A 25,213-nucleotide genomic window follows, 5' to 3' on the forward strand; every position below is an offset into this window, starting at 1 on the left:
GTGGACGCTGCTGCGGGGGCGGGAGGGCGGTCAGGGTCAGTGCAGGGAGAAGGTGCTCAGGCGGGCGTCGCCGGTGAGGAGCAGGTACACGGCGCGGCGGCCCCGCGCCCCCTCCAGCCGGGCGCGTACGGTGCGGTGGCGGTACCGGTCGCCGGTGCTCGGCAGCACGACGTCGGCCGCGGTGGGCCCGTCGGGTCGGTCCAGCCGCACCTGGAGCCGGCAGTCCCCTTCGGCCTCGCGGGTGTAGCGGACGGTCAGGGTGCGGGGGCCTTCGCTGAGGTCGGCGTCGTCGTAGGAGAGCCAGCAGCCCTCGCCCAGCGCCACCGACTCGCCGCGGGTCTTCGTCTCGTCGACCAGGGCGGCGCCGTGGTGGTCGTCGAAGTCGGCGGCGCGGGTGGGGCGGCTCAGGTCGCGGGCGGGGATGCGTTCCCCGTGGACCCGCAGTCGGGCGGTGGCGCGGATGTCGGCGCTGGAGGCGCCCACCATGACCTCGTGGTGGCCGTCCTCCAGCACCGGACGGCCCCGGGTCACGTCCCAGTGGGCGAGGTCGCCGGCGGGGAGGGTCAGGCGCACGGTGCGGGTGGCACCGGCACGCAGATGGACGCGGGTGAAGGCGCGCAGCCGGCGGCGGGGTTGCGGGTCGCGGGAGTCGAGGTGACGGGTGTAGAGCTGCACCACCTCGTCGCCGTCGCGGTCACCGGTGTTGGTGACGTCGACCTCGGCCACGACGGTGTCCCCGGAGGCGATGGCCGCCGCCCGCAGCCGGCACGGCCCGTAGCGGAAGGTGGTGTAGGACAGCCCGTGACCGAAGGGGTACAGCGGTTCGCCGGTGAAGTACCAGTAGGTGCGGCGGGACTTGATGATGTCGTAGTCGAGGATGCCGGGCAGGTCGTCCTCCGACCGGTACCAGGTCTGGGTGAGGCGCCCGGCGGGGTTGCGGTCGCCGAAGAGGACGTCCGCCACGGCGTGGCCGGTCTCCTGGCCGGCGTGGGTGGTCCACAGGAGGGCGGGCAGGGTCGCTTGCTGCTGTGTGACGGCGTCCGGGTAGCTGGTCTGGAGCACCATCACGGTCCGCGGGTTGGCGCGCCGCACCGCCTGCACCAGGGCGGCCTGGGCGGGGGCCAGGGCCAGGTCGGGCCGGTCGTGGTCCTCGCGTCCGTTGACGAACGGCATCGAGCCGACGACGACGACCGCGGCGTCGGCCCCCGTGGCGGCAGCCACCGCCTCGGCGACGCCGTCCCGGACGGTACGCACCCGGTAGCGGCCGGCGGTGTCCGCGTCGGTCAGGTGGAGGGTGCCGTCCGCGCCGGCGGCGAGGTAGGTGTGCGGGTCGTCGGTCTTGTCGTAGCCGACGTAGCGCAGCAGGTGGGTGCCGTCGTCCCGGGCCACGAGGGAGAAGAGCTGCTGCACGAACCAGCCGTTCGGTTGCGTCTGGTCGTTGCGGAAGTGCTCGCCGTCGTAGCCCAGGACGCGGCCGTTGGCGACGGCGCGCAGCGTGACGACGCCGGCGCCCCAGTCGAAGACGTCGAAGTGGCCTGCCTCGCCGGGGTCCTCGGTGCTCTCGTGCAGCAGGTCGCCGCTGTCCCCGGGGCCGGCCGCGAGGTGGCGTCCGCTGTCCGCCTCCTGGAAGGCGACCCGGTCGACGCCCTCGCTGAAGGGGACCGTGGCGCCGTCGCCCAGCGCCTCGCGGACGCCGTCGCGGACCGTGACGGTGTAGGGCGGGGTGCCCGAGTACCAGTCCGTGTAGAGGGTGTCGCCGAGCGGGCCGACGACGGCGACGCTGCGGGTGGTCCGGGCGTCCAGCGGCAGGGTCGCGTGGTCGTTCTTGAGCAGGACGACGGCCTCACCGGCGCACTCGCGGGCCAGCGCCCGGTGCGCGGGGCTGTCCACCGCCGCGCGGGTGATGCCGGAGTAGGGCCCGCCGTCGGGGTCGAACTCCCCGAGCCGGAAGCGGACGTCGAGGATGTGGCGGGCGGCGCGGTCGATGTCCTCGGCGTCGATCAGGCCCTGCTGGAGGGCTGAGGTGAGGGCTGCGACGGTGTGCGAGGGGTCGGCGTCGTCCACCGTGAAGCTGTCGTTGCCGGCCCGCAGCGTGGCGGCGTCGCCCGCGGTGCGGTCGGGGTAGTAGTCCTCGTTGCCGGGGAGGAGGTTGTTCGGGGCGCCGGCATCGGTGACGTGGAGCAGCGTCTCCTTCGTCCAGGACCGCACCCGGCCGCCGAGGTCGGGGTTGACGGTGGCGGGGCGGCCGTTGACGAGATTGTAGGAGGCCATCACCCCGGTGACCGCGCCGGCCTCGATCACCGGCCGGAACGCCGCCTCGTCGTATTCGGCCCGCACCCTGGGGCGGACCGAGGAGGAGGTGGTGCTCCGGTGGACCTCGTTGTTGTAGGCGAGGAAGTGCTTGAGCGTGGGGGCGGTGCGCAGGTGGTCCGGGTCCTCGCCGCGCATGCCCCGGCCGTAGGCGGTGGCGATCGCGGCCGTGAGGTGGGGATCCTCCGAGTAGCCCTCCTCGTTGCGGCCCCAGCGGGGGTCGCGGAGCAGGTTGGCCACCGGTGCCCAGAGGTTGAGGCTCCAGCCCTCGGGTCGCTCCTGCTGGAAGCCGCGTGCCTCGGTGCCGACGGCCTCCCCCACCCTGCGGATCAGTTCCGGGTGCCAGGTGCTGGCCATCCCGACGGCCTGCGGGAAGACGGTGGCCTCGCCCAGCCATGCGACGCCGTGCAGCGCCTCGGTGCCGGTCCGGAACGCGGCGATGCCGAGCCTGGGTATCGCCGGCTGGTACTGGTGGAGGAGGGAGATCTTCTCCTGGGTGGTCAGGCGGCCCAGGAGGTCCTCGACGCGTGCGGCCCGGGTGAGCCGCGGGTTGCGGAAGGCCGGGCTGCCGGCGGGTGCCGCGGCGGCCGGGTGGGCGAGGCTGAGCGGGGCCAGCGGTGCGAGGCCCAGCGCGAGCACGGATCGGCGGGTGATGCCCTGGTGACGCACTGCGTGACTCCTTCGGTGGGCGTCGAAACGCTTCGACGGCAGGTGCCGGGCGGTGGGCGGACGGGGCCCGCCGGGGGTTCAGGTGGTGCGGCGGGGGGCGGTGCTGGCGCGCTCCACGAGTTCGGGCGGCAGCAGCGTGGCGTCGGGCACCGGTTCGCCGCGCAGCTTCGCCATGAGCAGGTCGACGGCCTCCGCCCCGATCCGTTCCGCCGGGATGCCCACCGAGGTCACGGGCAGCGGGGCCTGCTCGGCCTGCGGGTCGGGGCAGACGGCCACCACGGACAGGTCGGCGGGGATCTCCAGGCCGGCCTCCTGGAACGCCTCCACCAGGGGTTCGAGGGCCGACTCGTTGTGGATGACGACCCCGCTCAGGTCGGGCTGGTCGTGCAGGAGCCGCGTCACCAGGTCGCGGGCGGCCTGGGGTCCGGCCTCGCAGGGCAGGACGGTGGAGGTCAGTCCGTAGCGGCGGGCGGTCCTGGTGAACCCGGCGGCGGTACGGCGGGCGAACCCGGTGCCGCGGGTGTAGACGGGGGGCGGGGAGCCGATCAGCGCCACGCTGCGGTGGCCGAGCAGGGCCAGGTGCTCCGCGCACACCTCACCGGTGGCGGTGAAGTCCAGGTCGATGCAGGTAAGTCCGGTCGGATCGGCGGGGAAGCCGATGAGGACGGACGGCCGGTTCAGGGAGCGCAGCAGCGGGATGCGCCCGTCGTGCATCTGGACGTCCATGACGACGAGGGCGTCGACCATGGCGCTGTCGGTGACGCGCCGCAGCCCCTCCTCGCCCTCCTCCTGGGTCAGCAGCAGGACGTCGTGGTCGTGGCGGCGGGCGGTGGTGACCACGGAGACCGCGAAGCGCATCTGGACCGGCACGTCGATGCCGCTGTGCAGCGGCATCACCAGCGCCAGCACGTTGGAGCGCTGGCTGGCGAGCGACCTGGCGCCCGCGTGGGGGCGGTAGCCGAGTTCGCGGATGCTCTCCTCGACGCGCAGCTTCGTCTGCTGCGATATGGAGCGCTTGCCGCTGAGGACGTACGACACGGTGCTGGGTGAGACGCCGGCGCGCCGCGCCACATCGGTGATCTTGACCATGGACCCTCCGCGCCGTCGTCCTCGGGCAGCCCTCCGACGGCCACGGGCCTGCCCGGACGTGGGTGAGGAGAGACTGTCGAATCGTTTCGACAGTCGTGTTCGAAGCGATTCGGCGTGACGGTAGGGGCGGCCGGACCGTGTGTCAACGCAATGAACAGAAGATTTCCTCGCAGTTTTCCTGACGCAGAGTCACGCTCTGCCGGGTCGGGTGGCGCCGAGCGCCTCCTCCCGTGCGAGCCGTACCGTCGGCCTCCCGGTGGTCTCCCCCGGCGCCCCCGGAGTCGGCCGTGCTGCGCGCGCGGCTCGACCGTCACGCCGGCCGTACCCCTTCTGCCTGCGGAGACATCCCGGCTCAGCCCGGCGGACCGGGGCCTGACGGTCTCCCGGGGCGACTCGGCAGGCCGCCCCCGGATCTCACCCATCCGATCACCGAGCGGTGACCGGACGGCCGTGCGAGGGGATCGTTCGCCGTTTTCACCGCCCGGAGTGGTTACAGCGGGCAACCCTGGCTCGGGTGTCGCCGCTCGCGCGCGGGACCGCTTGTCTGGGACGGAACGACCAGGAGCACACCATGCGGCATGTTGCGAGCAAGGGGCGGCGGGGGCGACGCAGTTCACCCCTCCTCGTGCTGCTCGTGCTGCTGCCGCTCCTGCAGGTCCTCTTCGCCGGCGCCGCCCCCGCCGGACCGGTCACCGGCACGGGTATGCCGGCGGACGCCGTGGCGGCGAGCGTCGAGGTGGTGCAGCGGAGCCCCGAGCACGACGGCCGGGCCACCGCGGAGCCACGACCGGTCCACGGGGACCTGCGGCGGGTGCCGGACAACCCCGTGGGCGCGGCCCCGTTCCTCACCTGCCGGGCCCCCGCCTGGCACCACCGCCAGTCGCCTGCCACGGCCGGCGGCACCCGGGCGGCCTTCTCCCCCGCCGTCCGCGGGTGGTGGCACCCGCTGCCCGGCACCGCCGCGTCCCCCGCGACCACCCGGGCGTTCCGTGCGCCCGCAACGACGGTCCGCTCCACCGTCCTGCGCTGCTGACGGGGCCGGGGCCTTCCTCCCGGAACCCGCCGGGCGCGCGCCGTCTCCCCTCCGGCCGAGCGGCGCCTCCCCCCGCAGTGGCCCTCCTCCTGCCTCCGGCAGGGGTGCCCTCCGCCTTGTTGCGCGGCACGCGGGCCACGCTCCCCGCCCCGGCCCGTTCCGGGCGGAAGGCCCCGGCCCGACCACTGCCACCGCCCTCCGGTGGTTTTGTTCGGGCCCGACGCCCACCGTCGTTCTCGCACGCTCGGAGCTCCGTCATGCCTGCTGACCCCTACCGGATCATCGCTGCCTTCCTCCGCGCCGAGGCGGCGCGGGAGCCGCGCGCCCGCGACGCACGGCCCCGGCCGGCCGGCCCACGTCCCACCGCGGTGGGGGCGGCGGGAGAGCCGTCCACCCGTCAGGAGGGCGAGCCGGCCGGCGCCGGCGCCCCCTCCGGCCCGGCCGCCGCTCCCCGCAGGAGCCTCTTCACCGGTGTGCGCCGACTGCTGTCCCCCACCTCCACCGGGGCCCCGGTGCCCACGCCGCGCCGCCGGGCCGAGCCCCCCGCGGACGTGTCCGGCTCCCTGCCGGCTTCCGGGCCTCCGTGCGGCCCCGAGGCGCGGCAGGAGGAGCGGTCGCCGCACGGGGAGGGCTGAGGAGGACGGACGAGGCCGGGGCGGAGAGCCGGGGTGTGGACCTGCCGTACCGTCACCGGGCCCGGGACGGGCGTACGCCGGGCCGGCGCCAGGTGCGCAGGGCCTCGGGGGGCGCGTACGGCCGGTGCGCACCGCCAGGTCCACCGTCTGGCCGAGCCTGCGGACCCGGGCGGGGGGTATCTCGGTGATACGCCGTGGTGACGTCCGGGTCCCCCGGGCGGGGCCGCGGCGTGTGACGGGTCGTGCGGGGCCGCCTGCCCTGCGCCTCGGCTCCGGCACCGCCCGGCACCCGCCCACGCGCTGAACCGAACAGCGCGCCAACGATCCTCGGGAGTGGGACATGCACAGGTCTCCTCACAGCGCGGGAGGGCCCCTGCGTCGACGCGCGGGCCTCACCGCGACGACCGGCACCCTGGCCACGGTCTTCCTTTCCTCCCTACTGACCGCGGCCCCCGCCGACGCGGTGGGGGCCACCGCCCCGAAACCCATCCGTCCGGGCGAGGCGTACGCGGGCTCGCAGATCCTCCGTCACGAGGGCCGGTCCGCCCAGTCCTCGGCACTGACCGTCCGCGGGGGGACGGAGGGGGTGGATGTCAGCGCTCACCAACGCAACGCCTCCTGGCCGTCGCTGCGGCGAAAAGGGGTGCGGTTCGCCTACATCAAGGCGACCGAGTCCACGCGCTACAAGAGCCCTGCCTTCGCCCGGCAGTACAACGGCGCCTACCGCGCCGGGATCGTCCGGGGCGCATACCACTTCGCAGTCCCCAACGCCTCCAGCGGGCAGGCCCAGGCCCGTTTCTTCCTGTCCCACGGCGGTGGCTGGTCCAAGGACGGCAAGACGCTGCCCGGCGCCCTGGACCTGGAGTACAACCCCTACGGCTCGTCCTGCTACGGGTTGAGCCACGCTCGGATGGTGAGCTGGATCCGGGGGTTCGTCACCGCCTACCGGGCGAGGACACGGCGGGACGCTGTCATCTACACCTCCACCCGGTGGTGGCGCCAGTGCACCGGCAACTACCGGGGCTTCGCCGCCGCACACCCGCTCTGGGTGCCGCACTACGGCTCCTCGGTGGGTGCCCTTCCGGCCGGCTGGCGTGTTCACACCATCTGGCAGTACACCTCGAAGGGCACCGGCGTGGGTGACCACAACCGGTTCAACGGCGCGCAGGCCCGGCTGCGGGCCCTGGCCAACGGCTGAGTCCCGCCACCCCCTGGCGGCGGTGGCGACCGCCCCGGGGGGCCTGACCCGGCGGCACCCGGGAAGGGGCCGGCGCACCGCCCCGCGTCAGGGCCGGCTCAGAGTTCGGCGTCCACCTCCGCGTCACGCGGCCGGCCACGCCGGGGCCCGGGCGCGTTCAGCCCGTAGTGCACCCCCGTCATCCGCAGCGCGAAGCAGGCGAAGGCCGCGGCCAGGGCTGCCGGGAGTCCGTAGGTGTCGGTGCGGGCGCACACCACCGTGACCGCCGAGGCCACCAGTGCGGGCACCGCGTAGAGGTCGGCGCGGAGCACCGTCGGCACCCGGCCCACCAGCACGTCCCGCAGCGTTCCGCCGCCCACCGCCGAGACCGCCCCGAGCAGCACCGCCTGGGCCGGACCGAGCCCGTGGGCCAGCGCCTTCACGGCCCCGGTGACGGCGAACAGGCTGAGGCCCGCGGCGTCGAGAAGGGTGATCACGCGGGCGAACCGCTCCAGGGTCCTGCCGAGGAGGAAGGCGACCAGTCCCCCGCCGAGAGCGACCGCGAGGTAACGCCAGTCGCTGAAGGTGGCGGGCGGCACCGAGCCGATCAGTACGTCGCGGATCATGCCGCCGCCGAGAGCGGTGATCATCGCCAGGGTCAGGACACCGACGATGTCGAGCCGCGCCACCCGCATGGCGGTCAGCGCACCGTCCAGGGCGAAGGTGAACGTACCGGTGAGGTCCAGGACGAGTTCGAGGAGGGGCTGACTGGCGCTCATGGGTGATGACTAGCACGTCGGCGGCGGTGCGCGGTCCGACCTCCCCCGCCGCCCGCCGCCCGCCGCCGCGTCACCCGGCCCGCGCCGGGCTCCGCCGTCGCTCCCGCTGCGTCCCTCCCACTCGCGGCGAGGGTGCTGGGCATGCGCCCTGCCGGGGTCAGAGGGCCGCTTCGAGGTGGTCCCGACCCAGGTGGTGGACGGTGACCTGGTCGGTGTGCGGGGCCAGGAGGGCCTGCAACTCCTCGGCGGCCTTGGTGACGAGGTGGCCGTCGCGCCGGGCGTGGAGGGTTTCCAGGACGAAGGTGACGTGGGTGGAGTCCTCGGTGACGCGGGTGCGGTGGGCGTCGCGGTGGTTCCAGTGCCGGGTGAGGACTCCGGTGGTGTCGGCGTAGATGATCTCGCCGGGCTTCGGCTGCTCGACGGTCTCGGGTTCGCCGAGCGGGGTGAACTTCTCGCTGCCGTCCGCGTGGCGGATGTCGACGTCACCGGTGACGTGGTCGAGGTCGAAGGCGCCCGCGGGCAGTCCGTGGCGGACAGAGACGGCGTTGTAGGAGTCGACCGGGCGGTTGATGCGGGGCAGACTGCCCTTCTTGGCGAGGCGGCGGCCGAGGGCGTCGACGCTGGGGCGGATGCGGCGCGGGTTGGTGCCGAAGGACCGGTAGGCGCTGTGCCAGGCCTCGATGCGGGGATCGTTCTCGTCGGCGGGCTGCCAGGTCCCGTCGGCGAGTTGCCGCTCCAGGTCCGCCAGGCCGGCGGCGGTTTCCGGCCAGGGCTCGTGGCCGCGCAGTCCCGTCGCGGTGACCAGTGCGATCAGGGTGTCGGGGAAGGCGTCGGCGACGGCGGGGTGGATGCGGAAGACGGTCATGCGCGGGGTTTCCGTTTCTCTGCGCGGGGTTGGTCCCCTGGTCGGTGGCTGGTTGTCCGCTCGGGGCAGGTCAGGTCAGGGCGAGGAGGCTGACCGCGACGGCGGCGGTGCCCAGGCCGACGACCTGCCCACGGTGGATGCGTTCGGCAAGCACGCCACGGGCCAGCAGGACCGTGCCGGCCGGGTAGAGGGCGGTGATCACGGCGACGACGGTGAGGTCGCCGCTGCGGACTGCCAGCAGGAACAGCAGGTTCGCCACCGAGTCCAGGACGCCCGCGGCGGCCGACACCGCGTACACCGGCTTCTCGGGCCCGAGTCTGCGGCGCAGCAGGGCCGCGGCGGTGAGGGTGACGGCCGAGGAGACCGCTCTGCCGACGATCAGCGGTGCCACGCCACTGCCGGGCGGTGTCTGGTGGAGGAAGACCAGCTGCAGGGCGATGGCGGCGCCGGCCCCGAAGGCCAGGAGCAGCGCGGTACGGGAGGGCCGGGCTCCGCCCGCGCCGTGCCCCGCGCTGACCAGCACCACCGCCACCAGGGCGAGCGGCAGCCCCAGCAGCCCGGCCGTGCCCAGGTGCTCGCCCTGCAGCAGCCCGACCGTGACGGGCAGGACCGCGGACACCAGCGCGGCCACCGGCGAGAGCACGTTCATCGGGCCGATGGCGAGCGTCTGGTACAGGAGGGCGAACGCGGCGGCCGAAGCGGCACCGGATGCCACGCCCCAGCCCGCGGCAGAGGGGCTGAAGGAGGCACCGAGGACAGGCCACAGCAGCAGCTCGACGGCCAGGCTGGCCGGTGCGGCGACCAGCACGGTGCGGAGCACATGGGCCTTCCGCGCACCGAGTCCGCCCAGGAAGTCGGCGCATCCGTAGGCCAGGGAGCTGCCCAGGGCCAGCAGCAGAGCGATCACGGTACATCCCTTACTATTGCAGCAGAACGACCAGACCGTACAACGGACCGACCACCCCTTGTCAACAGAACGACCGGGTGGCACATTCCACTGGTCCACTTGCGAGAAGGGTGATCGGATCGGATGGCCGAGACAGCGGCGGCGCTACGCACGCTCGCGCACAACGTCAGGGCGGCCCGTACCCGCGCCGGCTTGTCCCTGGACGAACTCGGCCGGCGCGCCCAGGTGAGCAAGGGCGCTCTGGTGGCGTTGGAGAAGGCGCAGGGCAATCCGAACTTCGCCACCCTGGTGCGGCTGGCCGACTGCCTCGGCGTCTCGGTCTCCGCCCTGCTGGAGGGGCCGGCCGAAGGCCGCGTCCGCCTCGTGGCCGCCGACGCCGTCACTCCGCTGTGGACCGGCGCACAGGGCAGTGAGGCCCGCCTCATGCTGACGACCTCGGGCCCGTCCCCGGTGGAGGTCTGGCGGTGGAGACTGGCCCCCGGCGAGGAGTACGTCAGCCACCCCCACCAGGCCGGGGTGGTGGAGACGGTCAGCGTCACCGCCGGCCGGATGGTGCTCCTCGTCGACGGCACCGAGCATCCCGTCGAGGCCGGGCAGACCGCCACCTTCGACGGGGACAGCCACCACACCTACCGCGGCGCCGGCACCGGAGCCTGTGACCTGATCATGACCGTCCACCTGCCGCCCGGCCCCGGCACCGCCTGACGGCAGCCGCCCGGCGCGGGTGCACCCCGGGCCAGTGCGCACCGGCGTCCCGTGCGGGCCTGGTCCGCCGCGGGCGGGGCCGCCCTCCCGCGTTCCGCGGCGGGCGGCCCCGGGGGCGGCGGCGGGGTCAGCGGTAGAGGGCCGGCCGCTCGGCCAGGGCGACCTCGACGCGCTCCCCGGTCGCCTGCGCGCGCACCCCGGCGGCGCAGACCGCGGCGGCGGCGTAGCCGTCCCAGCAGGAGGGGCCCTCCACCTCGCCCCGGCGGGTGGCGTCCACCCAGCGCTGCACCTGCCGGTCGTAGGCCCCCTCGAAGCGCTGCTCGAAGCCGGGGGTGATCTCACCGCCCCAGCGTCCCGCCGTGTTGGTCAGGAGCCCGTGGTCCTCACCGATACGTGCGGTGCCGCGCTCGGCGACGGCCTCGCAACTGACCTGGTAGCCGAAACCGCAGTTGACGAAGAGTTCGGTGTCCACCAGCCGGCCGCCGGCGGTCTCGAAGACGAACAGCTGCGGGTCCTGGAGGCCGCGCGGCGCCTGACCGCTGGGGGCCGGACGCAGCGCGCGCACCGCGGTGATCTCCTCCGCCAGCAGCCACCGGGTCACGTCGATCTCGTGGACCAGCGAGTCGTCCACGGTCATCCGGTCGGTGAACCCGGGCGGCGAGGCGGGATTGCGGTGCCGGTTGTGCAGCATCAGGGTCCGCCCGTAGGTACCGGCGGCCAGCAGCTCCTTGAGCCGCAGGTAGTCGGCGTCATAGCGGCGCATGAAGCCGACCTGTACCCGGCGCCTGCCCAGCCCGGCCTCGGCCGCCACGACCCGCAGGGCCGACTCGGGGTCGGGGGTGAGCGGCTTCTCGCACAGCACGGGCAGGCCGCGGTCCAGGGCGGCGAGCAGGGTGGCCTCGTGGGCCGGGCCGGGGGAGGCGACCAGGAGGGCGTCGACGGAGTCGTCGGCCATGGCGGCGGCGGGGTCGGTGTAGGCGGCGCAGCCCTCGACGGTGGCGGCGACCCTCTTGACGCGTTCGGGGTCGACGTCGACGACGGCGGCGACCCGGGCGCCGCTCACGACGGTCGCGAGCCGGCGCACGTGGTCGGCCCCCATGCGGCCGGTGCCGACGACGGCGACGCCCAGGGTGCTGGCACTGCTCATGCTGGTGTGTCCCCTCGCTGGTGGAGTTCGGGTGCCCGGTGGCCGCGGGCGCACGGGCTGGGCGGGGCGCCGGGGGGCGCCGCGCCCTGCCGCGACGACCCGTCCGGGTGCGCTCAGGCCCCGCAGGAGCGCAGGAAGCGGCGGGTGCGCTCGGCGATCGGGAAGGGCTGGTCGGGCGGGCAGGGGTACATGTCCTGCTCGACGATGGCGAAGAGGTCGACGCCCAGGGCCTGGGCCGCCTCCAGCACCGGGGGCAACTCCGGTACGCCCTTGGGGGGTTCGCACATGACGCCCTGCCGGACGGCGGGCCCGAACGGGGTCCCCCGGCTGACGACGTCGGCGAGCACCACGGGGTCGACCTGCTTGAGGTGGAGGTAGCCGATGCGCTCCCCGTAGGTGCGGATGAGCTTGACGCTGTCGCCGCCGCAGTAGGCGTAGTGGCCGGTGTCCAGGCAGAGGTTGACCAGGTCCGGGTCGGTGGCGTCCAGGAGGCGCACCACGTGCTCCTCGGTGTCGACGTGGGTGTCGGCGTGGGGGTGGAGGACGATCTCCAGTCCGAACTCCTCGCGCACCCGGGTGGCGAGCCGTTCGGTACCGGCGGCCAGGTGCCGCCACTGGTCGGCCGTCAGCTCGCGCGGTTCCAGTTCGCGGGCGGTCTTGTCGTCCCGCCAGAAGGAGGGGATGACGACGAGGTGCCCGGCGTCCATGGCACTCGCCAGCGAGGCGACCTGCGAGACGTGCTCCCAGGTGCGCTCCCAGACCGCGGGGCCGTGGTGGAGGGAGGTGAAGACGGTACCGGCGGAGACGCGCAGCCCCCGCCGCCCCACCTCGTCCCGGAGGACAGCGGGGTCGGTGGGCAGGTAGCCGTGGGGGCCCAGTTCGATCCACTCGTAGCCGGCCTCGGCGACCTCGTCGAGGAAGCGCCGCCAGGGGACCTGCTGCGCGTCGTCGGGGAACCACACACCCCAGGAGTCGGGTGCAGACCCCACCCGGAGGCGGTCCAGTGCGGTGGGCTCGTCGCTCGGAGCGGACATCGATGCGGCTCTCCTCTCGCCGGTCGGCGGTGACCGGGAAGGGCGGCGGGGTGTGTGCCACAGCTTCCGCGCCGCCGTCCAGGACTGTCAAGGGTTCGTCCTGACATAAGGACTTAAGGACTTCCCCGGGCGAAGTGACGCTCTCCGTATACGGCGTTGACCTGCCGTGACGCGGAGAGAGCACCTCCCGGAAAAGTGTGAAGTCACTATGTCAGGACAAAGTCTTGACAGGTCTGACGCCCCCCGATAGACCTGTCGTCGTCACCCGGCACCGCCCTGCCCCGGCAGCCCCGAAGGGACGCAGATGACCGAGCCGTTCGACCTCATCACGATGGGACGCATCGGAGTCGACATCTACCCGCAGCAGACGGGTGTGTCGCTGGCCGAGGTCGAGACCTTCGCCAAGTTCCTCGGCGGCTCGGCCACCAACGTCGCCGTGGCCGCGGCCCGACTGGGACGGCGCACCGCCGTCATCAGCCGCACCGGTGACGACCCGTTCGGGGAGTACGTCCACCGGGCGCTGCGGGACTTCGGCGTCGACGACCGGTGGGTGACGCCGGTTGCCGAGTACCCCACACCGGTGACGTTCTGCGAGATCTTCCCGCCGGACGACTTCCCGCTGTACTTCTACCGCCGCCCCAAGGCCCCTGACCTGGAGGTGCACGCCGGGGAGCTGGACATGGCGGCAGTCCGCAGCGCCCACCTGTTCTGGTTCACCGGCAGCGGCCTGTGCGAGGAGCCGAGCCGCGGGGCCACGCTGGCCGCGCTCGCGGCGCGCTCGGGTGACGCGGCCGGCTCCGGGGCACGGACCGCGACCGTCTTCGACCTCGACTGGCGCCCGATGTTCTGGGGTGGTGCGGGCGGAGCTTCAGGGGACGGCGGTGCGACCGGCCCCGAGGCCATGGAACGCGCGCGCCCGGTCTACCGGGAGGCGCTCGCCCATGCCACCGTCGCCGTGGGCAACCTCGACGAGGTGGAGGTTGCCACCGGCCGGCGTGACCCGCTCGCCGGCGCGGAGGCCCTGTTGGCGGCCGGCGTGGAACTCGCCGTCGTCAAGCAGGGCCCCAAGGGCGTCCTGGCGGTCCACCGGGACGGCACCACCGCGCAGGTGCCGCCGCTGCCCGTCGAGGTCGTCAACGGCCTCGGTGCGGGCGACGCGTTCGGCGGGGCGCTCTGCCACGGGCTGCTCGGCGGCTGGGACCTGGAGCGCACCATGCGGCACGCCAACGCCGCCGGGGCGATCGTCGCCTCCCGCCTCGCCTGCTCGGCCGCCATGCCGACCCCCGACGAGATCGAGGCCTTCCTGGCCGGCGGCTGACCCGGCACGGCGCGCCGGAGGCAGCGCCGCGTGCTGCCGGCACGGGGGCCACCGCCCGCGGCGGCGCCGCGGGCAGGGCCACCGGTCCGACAGGCACCGCCCCGCGCACCGGCCCCGCCGCACACCGCCCGCACTCCAAGAAGGTGAGCTCCCTTGACCACCGCAATCTCCGACATCGTGACGCTGCGGGCCCGGCACCCCGAGGCGGTGGCGGAGGCCGCCGCGCGGCGCCGCCGCCGACCGCTGATAGGGCGGAGCGGCCGGCTGATGATCGTCGCCGCCGACCACCCGGCCCGGGGGGCGCTGGCCGTCGGCGACCACCGCATGGCCATGGCCAACCGCGCCGACCTGCTGGAGCGGCTGTGCCTGGCGCTCTCCCGCCCCGGCGTGGACGGGGTCCTCGCCACCGCGGACGTGCTGGAGGACCTGCTCCTGCTGGGCGCCCTGGAGGAGAAGGTGGTGATCGGCTCGATGAACCGCGGCGGTCTGGCCGGGGCCGCCTTCGAGCTCGACGACCGCTTCACGGGCCACCGCCCGCAGGACCTGACGCGGCTGCGCTTCGACGCCGGCAAGCTGCTGTTGCGCATCGGCTACGAGGACCCCGGCTCCCTGAACACCCTGGAGGCAGCCGCCCGCACGGTCGACGCCATGGCCGGGCGCAGGCTCCCGGTCTTCGTCGAACCCTTCCTGACCCGGCGCGTCGACGGGCGGCTGCGCAACGACCTCAGCGCAGCGGCCGTCACCACCTCCGTCGCCATCGCCTCAGGGCTGGGCGGCACCTCCGCCTACACCTGGCTGAAGCTGCCGGTGACGGAGGACGCCGACGAGATGGCCCGGGTCTGCGAGGCGTCCACCCTCCCCGCCGTCCTGCTCGGCGGCGAGGTCGCCGGCGACCCGCGGGCGCAGGAGGCCGCGTACGAACGGTGGCGCAAGGCGCTGCGGCTGCCGACCGTACAGGGCCTGGTGGTGGGGCGCTCCCTGCTCTACCCCGCCGACGGGGACGTCGCGGCAGCGGTGGACACCGCGGTGGGGCTGCTCTGACCGGCCGGGGCAGCCGCCGACCGGCCGGTGGTCGCGCGCCGGCGAGGGACAGCACCGACAGCGAAGGCGAGGAGAGACCCGCATGACACCCGCACCCCGCACCTCCCACGGCGAGTCCACCGGCGGCGCCGGACGGCCGGCACCGCAGGAGGGCACCCACCACCTGACGGCGGCCCGGGCCGCCGCGTCGGCAAGCCGCCCCTACGTCCTGGACGTCAGCCCCGAGTCCGCGGGGTGGGGTTACTCCTCACTGCGGGTCCTGGAGCTGCCGCCGGGCGGCGCCCACACCTTCGAGGCGGGCGGGAGCGAGTGGATCGTGCTGCCCCTCAGCGGCGGCTGCGAGGTGGTGGTGACGGAGGCCGGGGGCGGCGTCTCCCGCTTCGCGCTGGCGGGCCGCGCCGACGTCTTCCACGGCGTCACCGACTTCGCCTACCTCCCCCGGGACTCCCGCGCCACGGTGGCCACGCGCGAGGGCGGGCGGTTCGCCCTGACCGGGGCGCGGTGCGAGAACCGGCTCCCGGCCCGCTACGGCCCGGCCGCCGGCGTCCCGGTCGAGCTGCGCGGTGCCGGTTCGTGCTCCCGCCAGGTCAACAACTTCGGCGCGGCCGGCGTGTTCGCGTGCGACCGGCTGATCGCCGTCGAGGTCCTCACGCCCGGCGGCAACTGGTCGTCCTATCCTCCGCACAAGCACGACGAGTGCCGACCGGGACAGGAGTCGGAGCTGGAGGAGGTCTACTACTTCGAGATCGCCGAGGCCGCGGGCCGCCCCGGGCTCGGGTACCAGCGGGTGACGCCGTCGGGCAACGGCCGCGGCACCGACGTGCTGGCCGAGGTGCGCCACGGCGACACGGTCCTCATCCCCGACGGCTGGCACGGCCCGTCCGTCGCCGCGCCCGGCCACGACATGTACTACCTCAACGTCATGGCGGGTCCCGGAGCCGAACGTGCCTGGCTGATCTGCGACCATCCCGACCACGGCTGGATCCGCGACACCTGGGCCGGGTGCGAGGTGGACCCGCGGCTGCCCCTCTACCGTGCCCCTGAAGGAGACCAGCGATGACCGACACCGCTCCCCCGGGTGTGCCCGGCGACGCCACCCGGCGCATGACGGTGGCGCAGGCACTGGTGGAGTTCCTGGCCCACCAGTACACCGAGCGCGACGGCCGGCGCCGGCGCCTGGTCGACGCCTGCTGGGGCATCTTCGGCCACGGCAACGTCGCCGGGATCGGGCAGGCGCTGCTGGAGGCCGGCGCCGGCTCGGCGGGGCCGCGGCTGCGCTACTTCCAGGGCCGCAACGAGCAGGCCATGGTGCACGCCGCCGTCGGATTCGCCCGCCAGAGCGACCGGCTGGCCGTGCAGGCGGTCACCACCTCCATCGGGCCGGGCGCCACCAACCTCGTCACCGGGGCGGCGCTGGCGACCGTCAACCGCCTGCCGGTACTGCTGCTGCCCGGGGACACCTTCGCCACCCGGCCCGCCGACCCCGTCCTCCAGCAGCTGGAGGTGCCCTACGCGGGTGACGTGTCGGTCAACGACGCGCTGCGGCCCGTCTCACGCTACTTCGACCGGGTCACCCGGCCCGAGGCGCTCGTCCCGGCGGCGCTCCAGGCCATGCGGGTCCTCACCGACCCCGTCGAGACCGGCGCGGTGACCCTGGCGCTGCCGCAGGACGTGCAGGCCGAGGCGTACGACTGGCCTGCGGCGTTCTTCGCCGACCGGGTCTGGCGAGTGCCGCGTCCGGCGCCCGACGAGGACGTGCTGGCCGAAGCGGCGGCGGCGATCCGCGGCGCCCGCCGGCCGCTGCTGGTGGCCGGCGGCGGGGTCCACCACAGCGAGGCGGAGGACGCGTTGCGGGCGTTCGCCGACGCCACCGGCATCCCGGTCGCCACCACCCAGGCGGGCAAGGGGGCGCTGCGCCACGACCACCCCTGCGAGGTGGGCGGGATCGGCCACACGGGCACCGCCACCGCCGACGACCTGGCGCGCCGCGCCGACCTCGTCCTCGGCGTCGGCACTCGCTGGAGCGACTTCACCACCGCCTCCGCGACGCTCTTCGCCGACCCCGGCGTCCGCTTCGTCAACCTCAACATCGCCTCCTTCGACACGCACAAGCTCGGCGCCGTCAGCCTGGTCGCCGATGCCCGCGCCGGTCTGACCGCGCTCACCCGTTCCCTGGCCGGCCACCGGGTGGGTGAGGCCTACGCGGCCGCGTACACGGCGGAGAAGGCGCGGTGGGAGGAGCGGGTCGACGCGGCCTTCGCGGCCCCCGACCCCGGTGCGCGGCCCTCCCAGACGCAGGTGCTGGGCGCCCTGGACGCGGTCGTGGGCGAGGAGGACGTGGTGATCAACGCCGCCGGCTCACTCCCCGGCGACCTGCACAAACTCTGGCGTGCCCGCTCGCGCCGCCAGTACCACCTGGAGTACGGCTACTCCTGCATGGGGTACGAGATCCCCGCCGCGATCGGGGTGCGTCTGGCCGCGCCGGACCGGCAGGTGTGGGCGCTCGTCGGGGACGGTACGTACCTGATGAACCCCACCGAACTGGTCACCGCGGTGCAGGAGGGACTCGACATCAACGTGGTGCTGCTCCAGAACCACGGCTACGCCTCGATCGGCGGTCTGTCGCAGCTGACCGGCGCCGAACGCTTCGGCACCGCCTACCGCTTCCGCGCCGGGGACGGCACCTACACCGGCGCCCCGCTCCCGGTGGACCTGGCGGCGAACGCCGCCTCGCTCGGCCTGGTGGTCCACCGTGCCGCGACCGTCGCCGAGCTCCGTGAGGCACTGGCGGCGGCGCGCGCCGACCCCCGCCCCACCTGCGTGTACGTCGAGACCGACACCTCCGGGGAGGCCCCGGGCGCACCCGGGGCGCAGGCGTGGTGGGACGTGCCGGTCGCGCAGACCGCCACCCGGCCGGCAGCGGTGCGCGCCCACGAGACCTACCGGCGGCACGCCGCGAGTCGCCGCCGCCACCTGTGACCCTCCGCTCCCCCACCGGGTTCACCCTGCACACCCCGTGGCGGCACCCCCGCACGGCATCGAGAGAAAGGCCCCTTACGTGAAGACCTTGCAGCACTGGATCGACGGCAAGCCCGTCGAGGGCGCCTCCGGCGACTTCGGGCCGGTGTTCGCCCCGGCGACCGGAGCCCAGCAGAAGCAGGTTCCCCTCGCCTCGGCCGAGGAGGTGGACGCGGCCGTCGCCTCCGCCAGGGCTGCCCAGCGCTTCTGGGCCACCAGCTCCCTCGCGAAGCGGACCTCGGTGCTCTTCCGCTACCGGGAGCTGGTGGACGCGCACCGCGTGGAGCTGGCCCGTCTGATCACCGCCGAGCACGGCAAGGTGCACTCCGACGCGCTGGGCGAGGTGGCCCGCGGCCTGGAGATCGTGGAGCTGGCCTGCGGCATCCCGCAGCAGCTCAAGGGCGAGCTGTCCACCCAGGTCTCCAGCCGTGTCGACGTCGCCGCGATCCGCCAGCCGGTGGGCGTCGTCGCCGGCATCACACCGTTCAACTTCCCGGCCATGGTGCCGATGTGGATGTTCCCGCTGGCCGTGGCGTGCGGCAACGCCTTCGTCCTCAAGCCCAGCGAGAAGGTGCCCTCCGCCGCCCTGCTGCTGGCCGAACTCGCCACCCGGGCCGGGCTGCCCGAGGGCGTCCTCAACGTCGTCCACGGTGACCGCACGGCCGTCGAGCGGCTGCTGACCCACCCGGACGTGGCCGCCGTCTCCTTCGTCGGTTCCACGCCGGTCGCCCGTCACATCCACGCCACCGCCACCGCCCACGGCAAGCGGGTGCAGGCGCTGGGCGGCGCCAAGAACCACATGACGGTGCTGCCGGACGCCGACCTGGACCTGGCTGCGGACGCCGCGGTCAACGCGGCCTACGGTTCGGCCGGGGAGCGCTGCATGGCCGTCTCGGTGGTGGTCGCCGTCGGTGACGTGGCCGACCCGCTGGTCGAGCGGATCCGGGAGCGTGCCGCTGCGCTGACCATCGGCCCCGGTGACGACCCGGCGTCCGAAATGGGGCCGCTGATCACCCGTGAGCACCGGGACCGGGTGGCCTCCTACGTCACCGGCGCCGCGGCCCAGGGCGCCACCGTCGCGCTGGACGGCACCGGCCTGCGGGTCGAGGGGCGCGAGGACGGCCACTGGATCGGCGTGTCGCTGCTGGACCACGTCACGCCTCAGATGGACTGCTACCGGGACGAGATCTTCGGCCCGGTGCTCTCCGTGGTGCGGGTGGCCTCCTACGAGGAGGCGATCGCCCTCGTCAACTCCTCCCCCTGGGGCAACGGCACGGCCGTCTTCACCCGGGACGGGGGCGCGGCGCGGCGCTTCCAGCTGGAGGTGGAGGCCGGGATGGTCGGCGTCAACGTGCCGATCCCGGTGCCGGTCGGCTACCACTCCTTCGGCGGCTGGAAGGACTCGCTCTTCGGCGACCACCACGTCTACGGCAACGACGGCGTGCACTTCTACACCCGGGGCAAGGTCGTCACCACCCGCTGGCCCGACCCCGCCGACGCCGGCATCAACCTCGGGTTCCCCAGCAACACCTGAAGCAGACCCGCACCGCCGGGCGCGGCCGGGCCGGGGGTCGTCCGCCGCGCCCGGCCGCGGAGGCGGGCGTCCCCGTACCGGGACCGGGTCACGGGTGACCGCCCCTTGTCAGGACAGGCTGACCTGTCGACTTCCCGTCGTGTACGCGCGGTTATACCCTCGCGCACGTGGCGCAACGCAGGGACAACGAGGACATGGACAGCTCCCTCACGCTCAGTGTCGACCGGCACAGCCCCGTACCGCTGTACTTCCAGCTCGCCCAGCAGCTGGAGGCCGCCATCGAGACGGGGAAGCTGGCACCGGGCAGCCTGCTGGGCAACGAGATCCAGCTCGCCGGCCGCCTCGGACTGTCCCGTCCCACGGTGCGCCAGGCCATCCAGTCGCTGGTCGACAAGGGGCTCCTGGTGCGACGGCGCGGGGTGGGCACCCAGGTCGTGCACAGCCAGGTCAGGCGTCCCCTGGAGTTGAGCAGCCTCTACGACGACCTGGAGAGCGCCGGCCAGAAGCCCGCCACCCGCGTCCTGCGCAACACCACCTGCCCGGCCGGTGCCGAGGTGGCCGCGGCCCTCGGCGTCACGGAGGGCACCGAGGTCGCCCTGGTGGAGCGGCTGCGTCTGACCCACGGCGAACCGGTGGCGCACCTGCGCAACCACCTGCCGCTGGAGATAGTCCGGTTGACGGACGGTGCGCTGGAGTCCACCGGCCTGTACCGGATGATGCGGGCGGCGGGCATCACCCTGCACAGCGCCCGCCAGTCCGTCGGCGCCCGCGCGGCGACCGCGCTGGAGGCCGAGCAGCTCGACGAGGACGAGGGCGCGCCGCTGCTCACGATGGAGCGCACCACTTATGACGACACCGGGCGGCCGGTGGAGTTCGGCTCGCACGTCTACCGCGCCTCCCGCTACGCCTTCGAGTTCCAGCTGTTGGAGCGTTCCTGACCCGTGCCTGCGGGGCCTCAGCCGCCGAGGCGGGCAGCCGCCGCCTCCCAGGCCCGGCTCGGCCCGGCCGGTTCGTGGTGGCGCAACGGCTGGGTCGCGGCGACCAGGGCCCGCAGCTCTGCGAGGTCGCCGAGGGTGCCGTGGGCGCGGGCCTGGAGCCCCAGGTTGCCCAGGGCCGTCGCCTCCGCGGGCCCCGCGGTCAGCGGTAGCCCCGTGGCGTCGGCGGTCCACTGGCACAGCAGCTCGTTGCGCGCTCCACCACCGACCAGGTGGACCCGGTCGATGTGGCGGCCGGAGAGTTCGGCTGCCCTGCGCAGGGTGCGGCGGTGGGCGAGGGCGAGGCTCTCCAGGATGCAGCGGACCAGGGCGCCCCGGGTCTGCGGTGGGCGCTGCCCGGTGCTCCGCAGCAGGGCCGCGATCCGGCCGGGCATGTCCCCGGGGGCGAGGAGGACGGGGTCGTCCGCGTCGAGCACCGCGGCGAACGGTTCGGCCCGCGCGGCCTGTGCCAGGAGCGCGGGCAGTTCCTCGGGGCTGCCTTCGCGCTGCCACTCCCGGCGGCACTCCTCCAGCAGCCACAGGCCCATGGTGTTGCGCAGGAAGCGGACCGTGCCGTCCACACCGCGCTCGTTGGTGAAGTTGGCCTGCCGGGCCCCAGGCGTCAGCACGGGAGCGTCGAGTTCCAGTCCGGCCAGGGACCAGGTGCCGCAGGAGACGTAGCCGAAGTCGCCGTCGGCCGCGGGGACGGCGGCGACCGCGGAGGCGGTGTCGTGGGAGGCGACCGTGGTCACCTCCGTGGTCGGCGGCAGCCCGGTCTCCGCGGCCACGTGGGGCAGCAGCGCACCGGCCTGCTCGCCGGGCCGCCGCAGAGCGGGGAAGAGGGAACGCGGCAGGTCCAGGCGGGAGATGAGTTCCCCGGACCACTGGCCGGTGCGGGCGTCGAGGAGGCCGGTGGTGGAGGCGTTCGTCTCCTCCGCACCCACGGTGCCGGTCAGCCAGTGGACGAGGAGGTCGGGAACGAGGAGGAGGGTACGGGCGGCGGGCCACAGACTGCTGCCGCGGGCGACCGCGAGCTGGTAGACGGTGTTGAACGGCAGGTGTTGCAGCCCGCTGACGGCGTACAGTTCCTCGGGCGTGCAGCGGCTGTGCACCAGGGTGTCCGCGGTGGCGGTGCGCGGGTCGCGGTAGTGGTGGGGCAGGCCCAGCAGGGTGCCGTCGGCGTCCAGCAGTCCGTAGTCCACGGCCCAGCTGTCGATGCCGACGGAGAACGGGGCGGGTGCGGTGCGCGCTGCTCGCCGCAGCCCGTCGAGGATCTCCTGGTGGAGACCGGGCAGGTTCCAGTGCAGGCCGCTGGGCAGGCGCAGCGGGGTGTTGGCGAACCGGTGCGTCTCGCGTGTCTCCAGCCGTTCCCGCCCGACGAGGCCGGTGATCACGCGTCCGCTGCCCGCGCCGAGGTCCACGGCGGCGTGGACGGTGGTGGCGGAGCGGGGGCGGGAGGTCGGGTGGGGCATGGTTCTCCGATGTGACGGGCGCGGGGTGGCGGGGTGCCAGGAGGTCCGGGGGCGCCGCCCGGCCCGGTGCGGCGGGTCCGGGCCGGGCGGCGGGGCGGGCGTCAGCGCAGGAACGCGGCGGCGACGCCGGCGTCCACCGGGACGTGCAGCCCGGTGGTGTGCGTCAGGTCCCCGCCCACCAGGGCGAAGACTGCGTTTGCCACGTGCTCGGGGAGCACCTCCCGCTTGAGCAGGGTGCGCCGGGCGTAGAACTCGCCCAGTTCCTCCTCGGCGACGCCGTAGACCGCGGCGCGCTGGGCTCCCCAGCCGCCCGCGAAGATGCCCGAGCCGCGCACCACCCCGTCGGGGTTGACGCCGTTGACGCGGATGCCGTACTCCCCCAGTTCGGCCGCGAGCAGCCGGACCTGGTGGGCCTGGTCGGCCTTGGCCGCCGAGTAGGCGATGTTGTGCGGTCCGGCGAAGACGGAGTTCTTGGAGACGACGTAGACGATGTCGCCGGGCAGTCCCTGCTCGCGCATGACGCGGGCGGCCTCGCGGGAGACCAGGAAGGAGCCTCGGGCCATGATGTCGTGCTGGCGGTCCCAGTCGGCGGCGGTGGTCTCCAGCAGGGGCCTGGAGAGCGAGATGCCGGCGTTGTTGACGACCAGGTCGACGCCGCCGAAGGCCAGTACCGCGGCGTCGAAGGCGGCCCTGACCTGCTCCTCGTCGGTGACGTCCGCGGTCAGGGCCACCGCCCGGTCGGGGCCGCCCAGTTCCCCGGCGACGGTCTCGGCCCGCTCGGCGTCCACGTCGGCGACCACGACGCAGGCCCCCTCGGCGGCCAGGCGGTGGGCGATCGCCCTGCCGATGCCGGAGCCCGCCCCGGTGACGAGGGCGATGCGGGTGGCGAGCGGCTTGGGCGCCGGCATCCGCTGGAGTTTGGCCTCCTCCAGGGCCCAGTACTCGATGCGGAACTTCTCGCTCTCCTCGATGGGGGCGTAGGAGGAGACCGCCTCGGCGCCGCGCATCACGTTGACGGCGTTGAGGTAGAACTCCCCCGCCACCCGCGCGGTCTGCTTGTCGCGGCCGTAGGTGAACATGCCGACGCCGGGCACCAGCACCACCGCGGGGTCCGCGCCGCGCATGGCGGGCGAGTCGGCGTCGGCGTGGCGGTCGTAGTAGGCCGCGTACTCCTCCCGGTAGCGGGCGTGCAGTTCCCGCAGCCGGGCGAGGGCGTCGTCCAGCGGTGCGGTCGGCGGCAGGTCCAGGACCAGGGGGCGGACCTTGGTGCGCAGGAAGTGGTCGGGGCAGGAGGTGCCGAGGGCGGCGAGGCGGGGGTGCTCGGTGCGGGCGAGGAAGTCCAGGACGGGCCCGGCGTCGCTGAAGTGCCCGACCTGGGGGCGGTCGGTGGAGGCCAGTGACCGCAGGGTGGGCGCCAACGCGGCTGCCCGGGCGCGGCGTTGCGCCTCGGGCAGCGGCTGCCAGCCCTCCCGGAGCGGGCCGAAGGGCTCGGGGCGGCCGTGGTCGGCGAGGTACTTCTCGGCCGTGCGGATCATCCACAGGGCGTTCTCCTGGCAGCTGGCGGAGGTCTCTCCCCACGCGGTGATGCCGTGTCCGCCGAGGACGACGCCGACCGCCTCGGGGTGGGCCTCCCGCACCGCTGCGACGTCCAGGCCGAGTTGGAAGCCGGGGCGGCGCCAGGGCACCCAGACGACCTTGTCCCCGTAGACCTCGGTGGTCAGCTTCGCCCCGTCCGCCGCGCAGGCCAGCGCGATGCCGGAGTCGGGGTGCAGGTGGTCGACGTGGGCCGCGCGGACCAGGCCGTGCATGGCGGTGTCGATGGACGGCGCGGCTCCCCCCTTGCCGAAGAGGCAGTGGTCGAAGGCGGCGACCATCTCGTCCTCCCGCTCGACGCCGGGGTAGACGTCCGCCAGGGCGCGCAGCCGGTCGACCCGCAGGACGGCGAGGCCGGCCTCGGTGAGGGTGCCGAGGTCGCCCCCGGAGCCCTTGACCCACATCAGTTCGGCCTCGCCGCCGGTGACGGGATCCTGGACGGTCCCCTTGGCGGAGGCGTTGCCGCCTGCGTAGTTGGTGTTGCGCGGGTCTGCTCCGAGCGTGTGCGACCGGTTCAGCAGGTCGGTGACGGCGGGGTGGGAGGCAGCGGGCATGGTGGTTCCTCGGTCTCCTTGGGCTGAGTCTGCGGGGCGGGACGGGGCGCGGGCGGGTCAGGCGCCCCAGCCGGCCTGCTGTCCTCCGACGCGGGTCGCGGCGATCTCGTCCTGGTGGCCGGAGTCCAGGTAGGCGCGGAAGGGGTCGGCGGCGAGGCCGTTCTCCTGCCGCACCTCGGCGAGCAGGGGGCGGACGTCGGTGTTGTAGGCGTCCATCAGGGCGGCGTTGGCGGCCAGTACGTCGCCCTCGCGCTGGGCGCGGCCGAGGGCGTCGCGGTCGACGAGGAGTGCCTTGGCGGTGGCTTCCTGGACGTTCATCACCGAGCGGATGACGGCGGGGATCTTGGCCTCGATGTTGTGGCACTGGTCCAGCATGAAGCGGACGTCCCTGGCCGGGTCGAGGCCGCCGCCCCGCACGACCTCGTACATGATCCGGAAGAGCTGGAAGGGGTCGGCCGCCCCCGCCATCAGGTCGTCGTCGGCGTAGAAGCGGGAGTTGAAGTCGAAGGCTCCGAGCTTGTCCTGGCGCAGCAGGAAGGCGACGATGAACTCGATGTTGGTGCCGGGGGCGTGGTGCCCGGTGTCCACGCAGACCTTGGCGCGCTCGCCGAGGGTGAGGCAGTGGGCGTAGGAGGTGCCCCAGTCGGGGACGTCGGTGCTGTAGAAGGCCGGCTCGAAGAGCTTGTACTCCAGCACCAGTCGCTGCCGCTCGCCCAGCCGCGCGTAGACCTCACCCAGGGCTTCGGCGAGCCGGTCCTGGCGGGCCGTGAGGTCGTCCTGGCCGGGGTAGTTGGTGCCGTCGGAGAACCACAGCTTGAGGGCGTCGGAGCCGGTGGCGTCCATGATGTCGACGCACTCCAGGAGGTGGTCGGTCGCCTTGCGGCGCACCCGCGGGTCGGGATGGGTGACCGAGCCCAGCTTGTAGTCGTCGTCCTGGAAGACGTTGGCGTTGATCATGCCGATGCGCAGCCCGTGGTCACCGGCGTGGGCGGCGAGCGCACCGTAGTCCTCGACCCGGTCCCAGGGGATGTGCAGCGAGACCACCGGTGCGGCGCCGGTGTGGGCGTGTACCTGCGCCGCGTCCTGGATCTTCTCGTACGGGTCCCGGGGCACGCCGGGCTGCGCGAAGACCTTGAACCGCGTGCCGGAGTTGCCGTACCCCCAGGACGGCGTCTCGATGACCTGGGACGACAGTGCGGCCTTGACGGCGGCGATCTCCACCATGTTCACCTCGTTGGTTCCTTGCGAAGACGGTCTGCAATGCTGGTTATAACGTTTCACATCGGGCAGGCGCGGCAAGCTGCGCGCCCTTCCGCCTGCGGGGACGGCTGCGCCCCGGGGCCGCCGGGGGCCCCGGGG

The 25,213-nt window shown here is 74.2% G+C and carries 20 protein-coding genes; 10 read left to right on the plus strand and 10 right to left on the minus strand.

From position 1 onward, the window contains the following. Positions 1-36 precede the first annotated feature (36 nt). Positions 37-2,979, minus strand: a complete 2,943-nt coding sequence (locus ACFV3R_RS28450; RefSeq protein ID WP_385589087.1) for a glycoside hydrolase family 3 C-terminal domain-containing protein — start codon at positions 2,977-2,979, stop codon at positions 37-39. Between the two features lie 78 nt (positions 2,980-3,057). After that, positions 3,058-4,068, minus strand: a complete 1,011-nt coding sequence (locus ACFV3R_RS28455; RefSeq protein WP_385589089.1) for a LacI family DNA-binding transcriptional regulator — start codon at positions 4,066-4,068, stop codon at positions 3,058-3,060. A 571-nt stretch (positions 4,069-4,639) separates the two neighbouring features. Here ACFV3R_RS28455 and ACFV3R_RS28460 point away from each other — a divergent pair. The 3 genes from ACFV3R_RS28460 (at position 4,640) to ACFV3R_RS28470 (ending at position 6,934) form a co-directional block, all read left to right on the plus strand. Continuing rightward, positions 4,640-5,101 (plus strand): hypothetical protein, encoded by a 462-nt coding sequence (locus tag ACFV3R_RS28460; RefSeq protein WP_385589091.1) that lies wholly within the window; start codon positions 4,640-4,642, stop codon positions 5,099-5,101. A 257-nt stretch (positions 5,102-5,358) separates the two neighbouring features. Next, positions 5,359-5,736: a hypothetical protein gene (locus ACFV3R_RS28465; protein ID WP_385589093.1), complete on the plus strand. Its 378-nt coding sequence runs from the start codon at positions 5,359-5,361 to the stop codon at positions 5,734-5,736. 340 nt (positions 5,737-6,076) lie between these two features. Next, positions 6,077-6,934: a lysozyme gene (locus ACFV3R_RS28470; protein ID WP_385589095.1), complete on the plus strand. Its 858-nt coding sequence runs from the start codon at positions 6,077-6,079 to the stop codon at positions 6,932-6,934. 98 nt (positions 6,935-7,032) lie between these two features. On the opposite strand, the gene ACFV3R_RS28475 is transcribed toward ACFV3R_RS28470, so the two are convergent. From ACFV3R_RS28475 to ACFV3R_RS28485, 3 genes are all read right to left on the minus strand, one after another. Then, on the minus strand, positions 7,033-7,692 hold the full coding sequence (locus tag ACFV3R_RS28475) for a trimeric intracellular cation channel family protein (protein WP_385589097.1): 660 nt from the start codon (positions 7,690-7,692) through the stop codon (positions 7,033-7,035). A gap of 157 nt (positions 7,693-7,849) precedes the next feature. After that, a complete protein-coding gene (locus ACFV3R_RS28480; protein WP_385589099.1) occupies positions 7,850-8,557 on the minus strand; it encodes a B3/4 domain-containing protein in 708 nt (235 codons plus the stop codon). Positions 8,558-8,627: 70 nt separating this feature from the next. Beyond that, positions 8,628-9,464, minus strand: a complete 837-nt coding sequence (locus tag ACFV3R_RS28485) for an EamA family transporter (RefSeq protein ID WP_385589101.1) — start codon at positions 9,462-9,464, stop codon at positions 8,628-8,630. Between the two features lie 123 nt (positions 9,465-9,587). Here ACFV3R_RS28485 and ACFV3R_RS28490 point away from each other — a divergent pair, with 123 nt between their 5' ends. Continuing rightward, the gene (locus ACFV3R_RS28490) at positions 9,588-10,169 is read left to right on the plus strand and encodes a helix-turn-helix domain-containing protein (protein WP_385589103.1); all 582 of its coding nucleotides are present in this window, start codon (positions 9,588-9,590) and stop codon (positions 10,167-10,169) included. A 127-nt stretch (positions 10,170-10,296) separates the two neighbouring features. Here ACFV3R_RS28490 and ACFV3R_RS28495 read toward each other — a convergent pair whose 3' ends face one another. Continuing rightward, positions 10,297-11,316: a Gfo/Idh/MocA family protein gene (locus tag ACFV3R_RS28495; RefSeq protein WP_385589105.1), complete on the minus strand. Its 1,020-nt coding sequence runs from the start codon at positions 11,314-11,316 to the stop codon at positions 10,297-10,299. Positions 11,317-11,429: 113 nt separating this feature from the next. Further along, positions 11,430-12,350, minus strand: a complete 921-nt coding sequence (locus ACFV3R_RS28500) for a sugar phosphate isomerase/epimerase family protein (protein WP_385589107.1) — start codon at positions 12,348-12,350, stop codon at positions 11,430-11,432. A 304-nt stretch (positions 12,351-12,654) separates the two neighbouring features. Here ACFV3R_RS28500 and iolC point away from each other — a divergent pair, with 304 nt between their 5' ends. The 6 genes from iolC (at position 12,655) to ACFV3R_RS28530 (ending at position 20,199) form a co-directional block, all read left to right on the plus strand. Beyond that, the gene (iolC, locus tag ACFV3R_RS28505) at positions 12,655-13,668 is read left to right on the plus strand and encodes a 5-dehydro-2-deoxygluconokinase (protein WP_385589109.1); all 1,014 of its coding nucleotides are present in this window, start codon (positions 12,655-12,657) and stop codon (positions 13,666-13,668) included. A 153-nt stretch (positions 13,669-13,821) separates the two neighbouring features. Next, the gene (locus ACFV3R_RS28510; protein ID WP_385589111.1) at positions 13,822-14,709 is read left to right on the plus strand and encodes a deoxyribose-phosphate aldolase; all 888 of its coding nucleotides are present in this window, start codon (positions 13,822-13,824) and stop codon (positions 14,707-14,709) included. 82 nt (positions 14,710-14,791) lie between these two features. Continuing rightward, positions 14,792-15,769, plus strand: coding sequence for a 5-deoxy-glucuronate isomerase (gene iolB / locus ACFV3R_RS28515; RefSeq protein WP_385589113.1), 978 nt, complete (start codon positions 14,792-14,794; stop codon positions 15,767-15,769). Then, on the plus strand, positions 15,766-17,688 hold the full coding sequence (gene iolD / locus ACFV3R_RS28520; protein ID WP_385589115.1) for a 3D-(3,5/4)-trihydroxycyclohexane-1,2-dione acylhydrolase (decyclizing): 1,923 nt from the start codon (positions 15,766-15,768) through the stop codon (positions 17,686-17,688). The genes iolB and iolD overlap by 4 nt, the downstream gene beginning before the upstream one ends. Positions 17,689-17,767: 79 nt before the next feature. Next, the gene (locus ACFV3R_RS28525; RefSeq protein ID WP_385589117.1) at positions 17,768-19,261 is read left to right on the plus strand and encodes a CoA-acylating methylmalonate-semialdehyde dehydrogenase; all 1,494 of its coding nucleotides are present in this window, start codon (positions 17,768-17,770) and stop codon (positions 19,259-19,261) included. A gap of 194 nt (positions 19,262-19,455) precedes the next feature. Then, entirely contained in the window at positions 19,456-20,199 is a 744-nt protein-coding gene (locus ACFV3R_RS28530; protein WP_385589125.1) for a GntR family transcriptional regulator, read from the plus strand. 17 nt (positions 20,200-20,216) lie between these two features. On the opposite strand, the gene ACFV3R_RS28535 is transcribed toward ACFV3R_RS28530, so the two are convergent. From ACFV3R_RS28535 to rhaI, 3 genes are all read right to left on the minus strand, one after another. Continuing rightward, positions 20,217-21,707, minus strand: a complete 1,491-nt coding sequence (locus tag ACFV3R_RS28535; RefSeq protein WP_385589119.1) for a rhamnulokinase family protein — start codon at positions 21,705-21,707, stop codon at positions 20,217-20,219. A 101-nt stretch (positions 21,708-21,808) separates the two neighbouring features. Beyond that, entirely contained in the window at positions 21,809-23,854 is a 2,046-nt protein-coding gene (locus tag ACFV3R_RS28540; RefSeq protein ID WP_385589121.1) for a bifunctional aldolase/short-chain dehydrogenase, read from the minus strand. Positions 23,855-23,911: 57 nt separating this feature from the next. Beyond that, complete coding sequence (gene rhaI, locus ACFV3R_RS28545) at positions 23,912-25,078, minus strand: L-rhamnose isomerase (RefSeq protein WP_385589128.1); 1,167 nt, start codon at positions 25,076-25,078, stop codon at positions 23,912-23,914. Between the last annotated feature and the right edge of the window lie 135 nt (positions 25,079-25,213).

The sequence above is a fragment of the Streptomyces sp. NPDC059740 genome (genome assembly GCF_042733155.1).
In the GTDB taxonomy this organism is placed as follows: domain Bacteria; phylum Actinomycetota; class Actinomycetes; order Streptomycetales; family Streptomycetaceae; genus Streptomyces.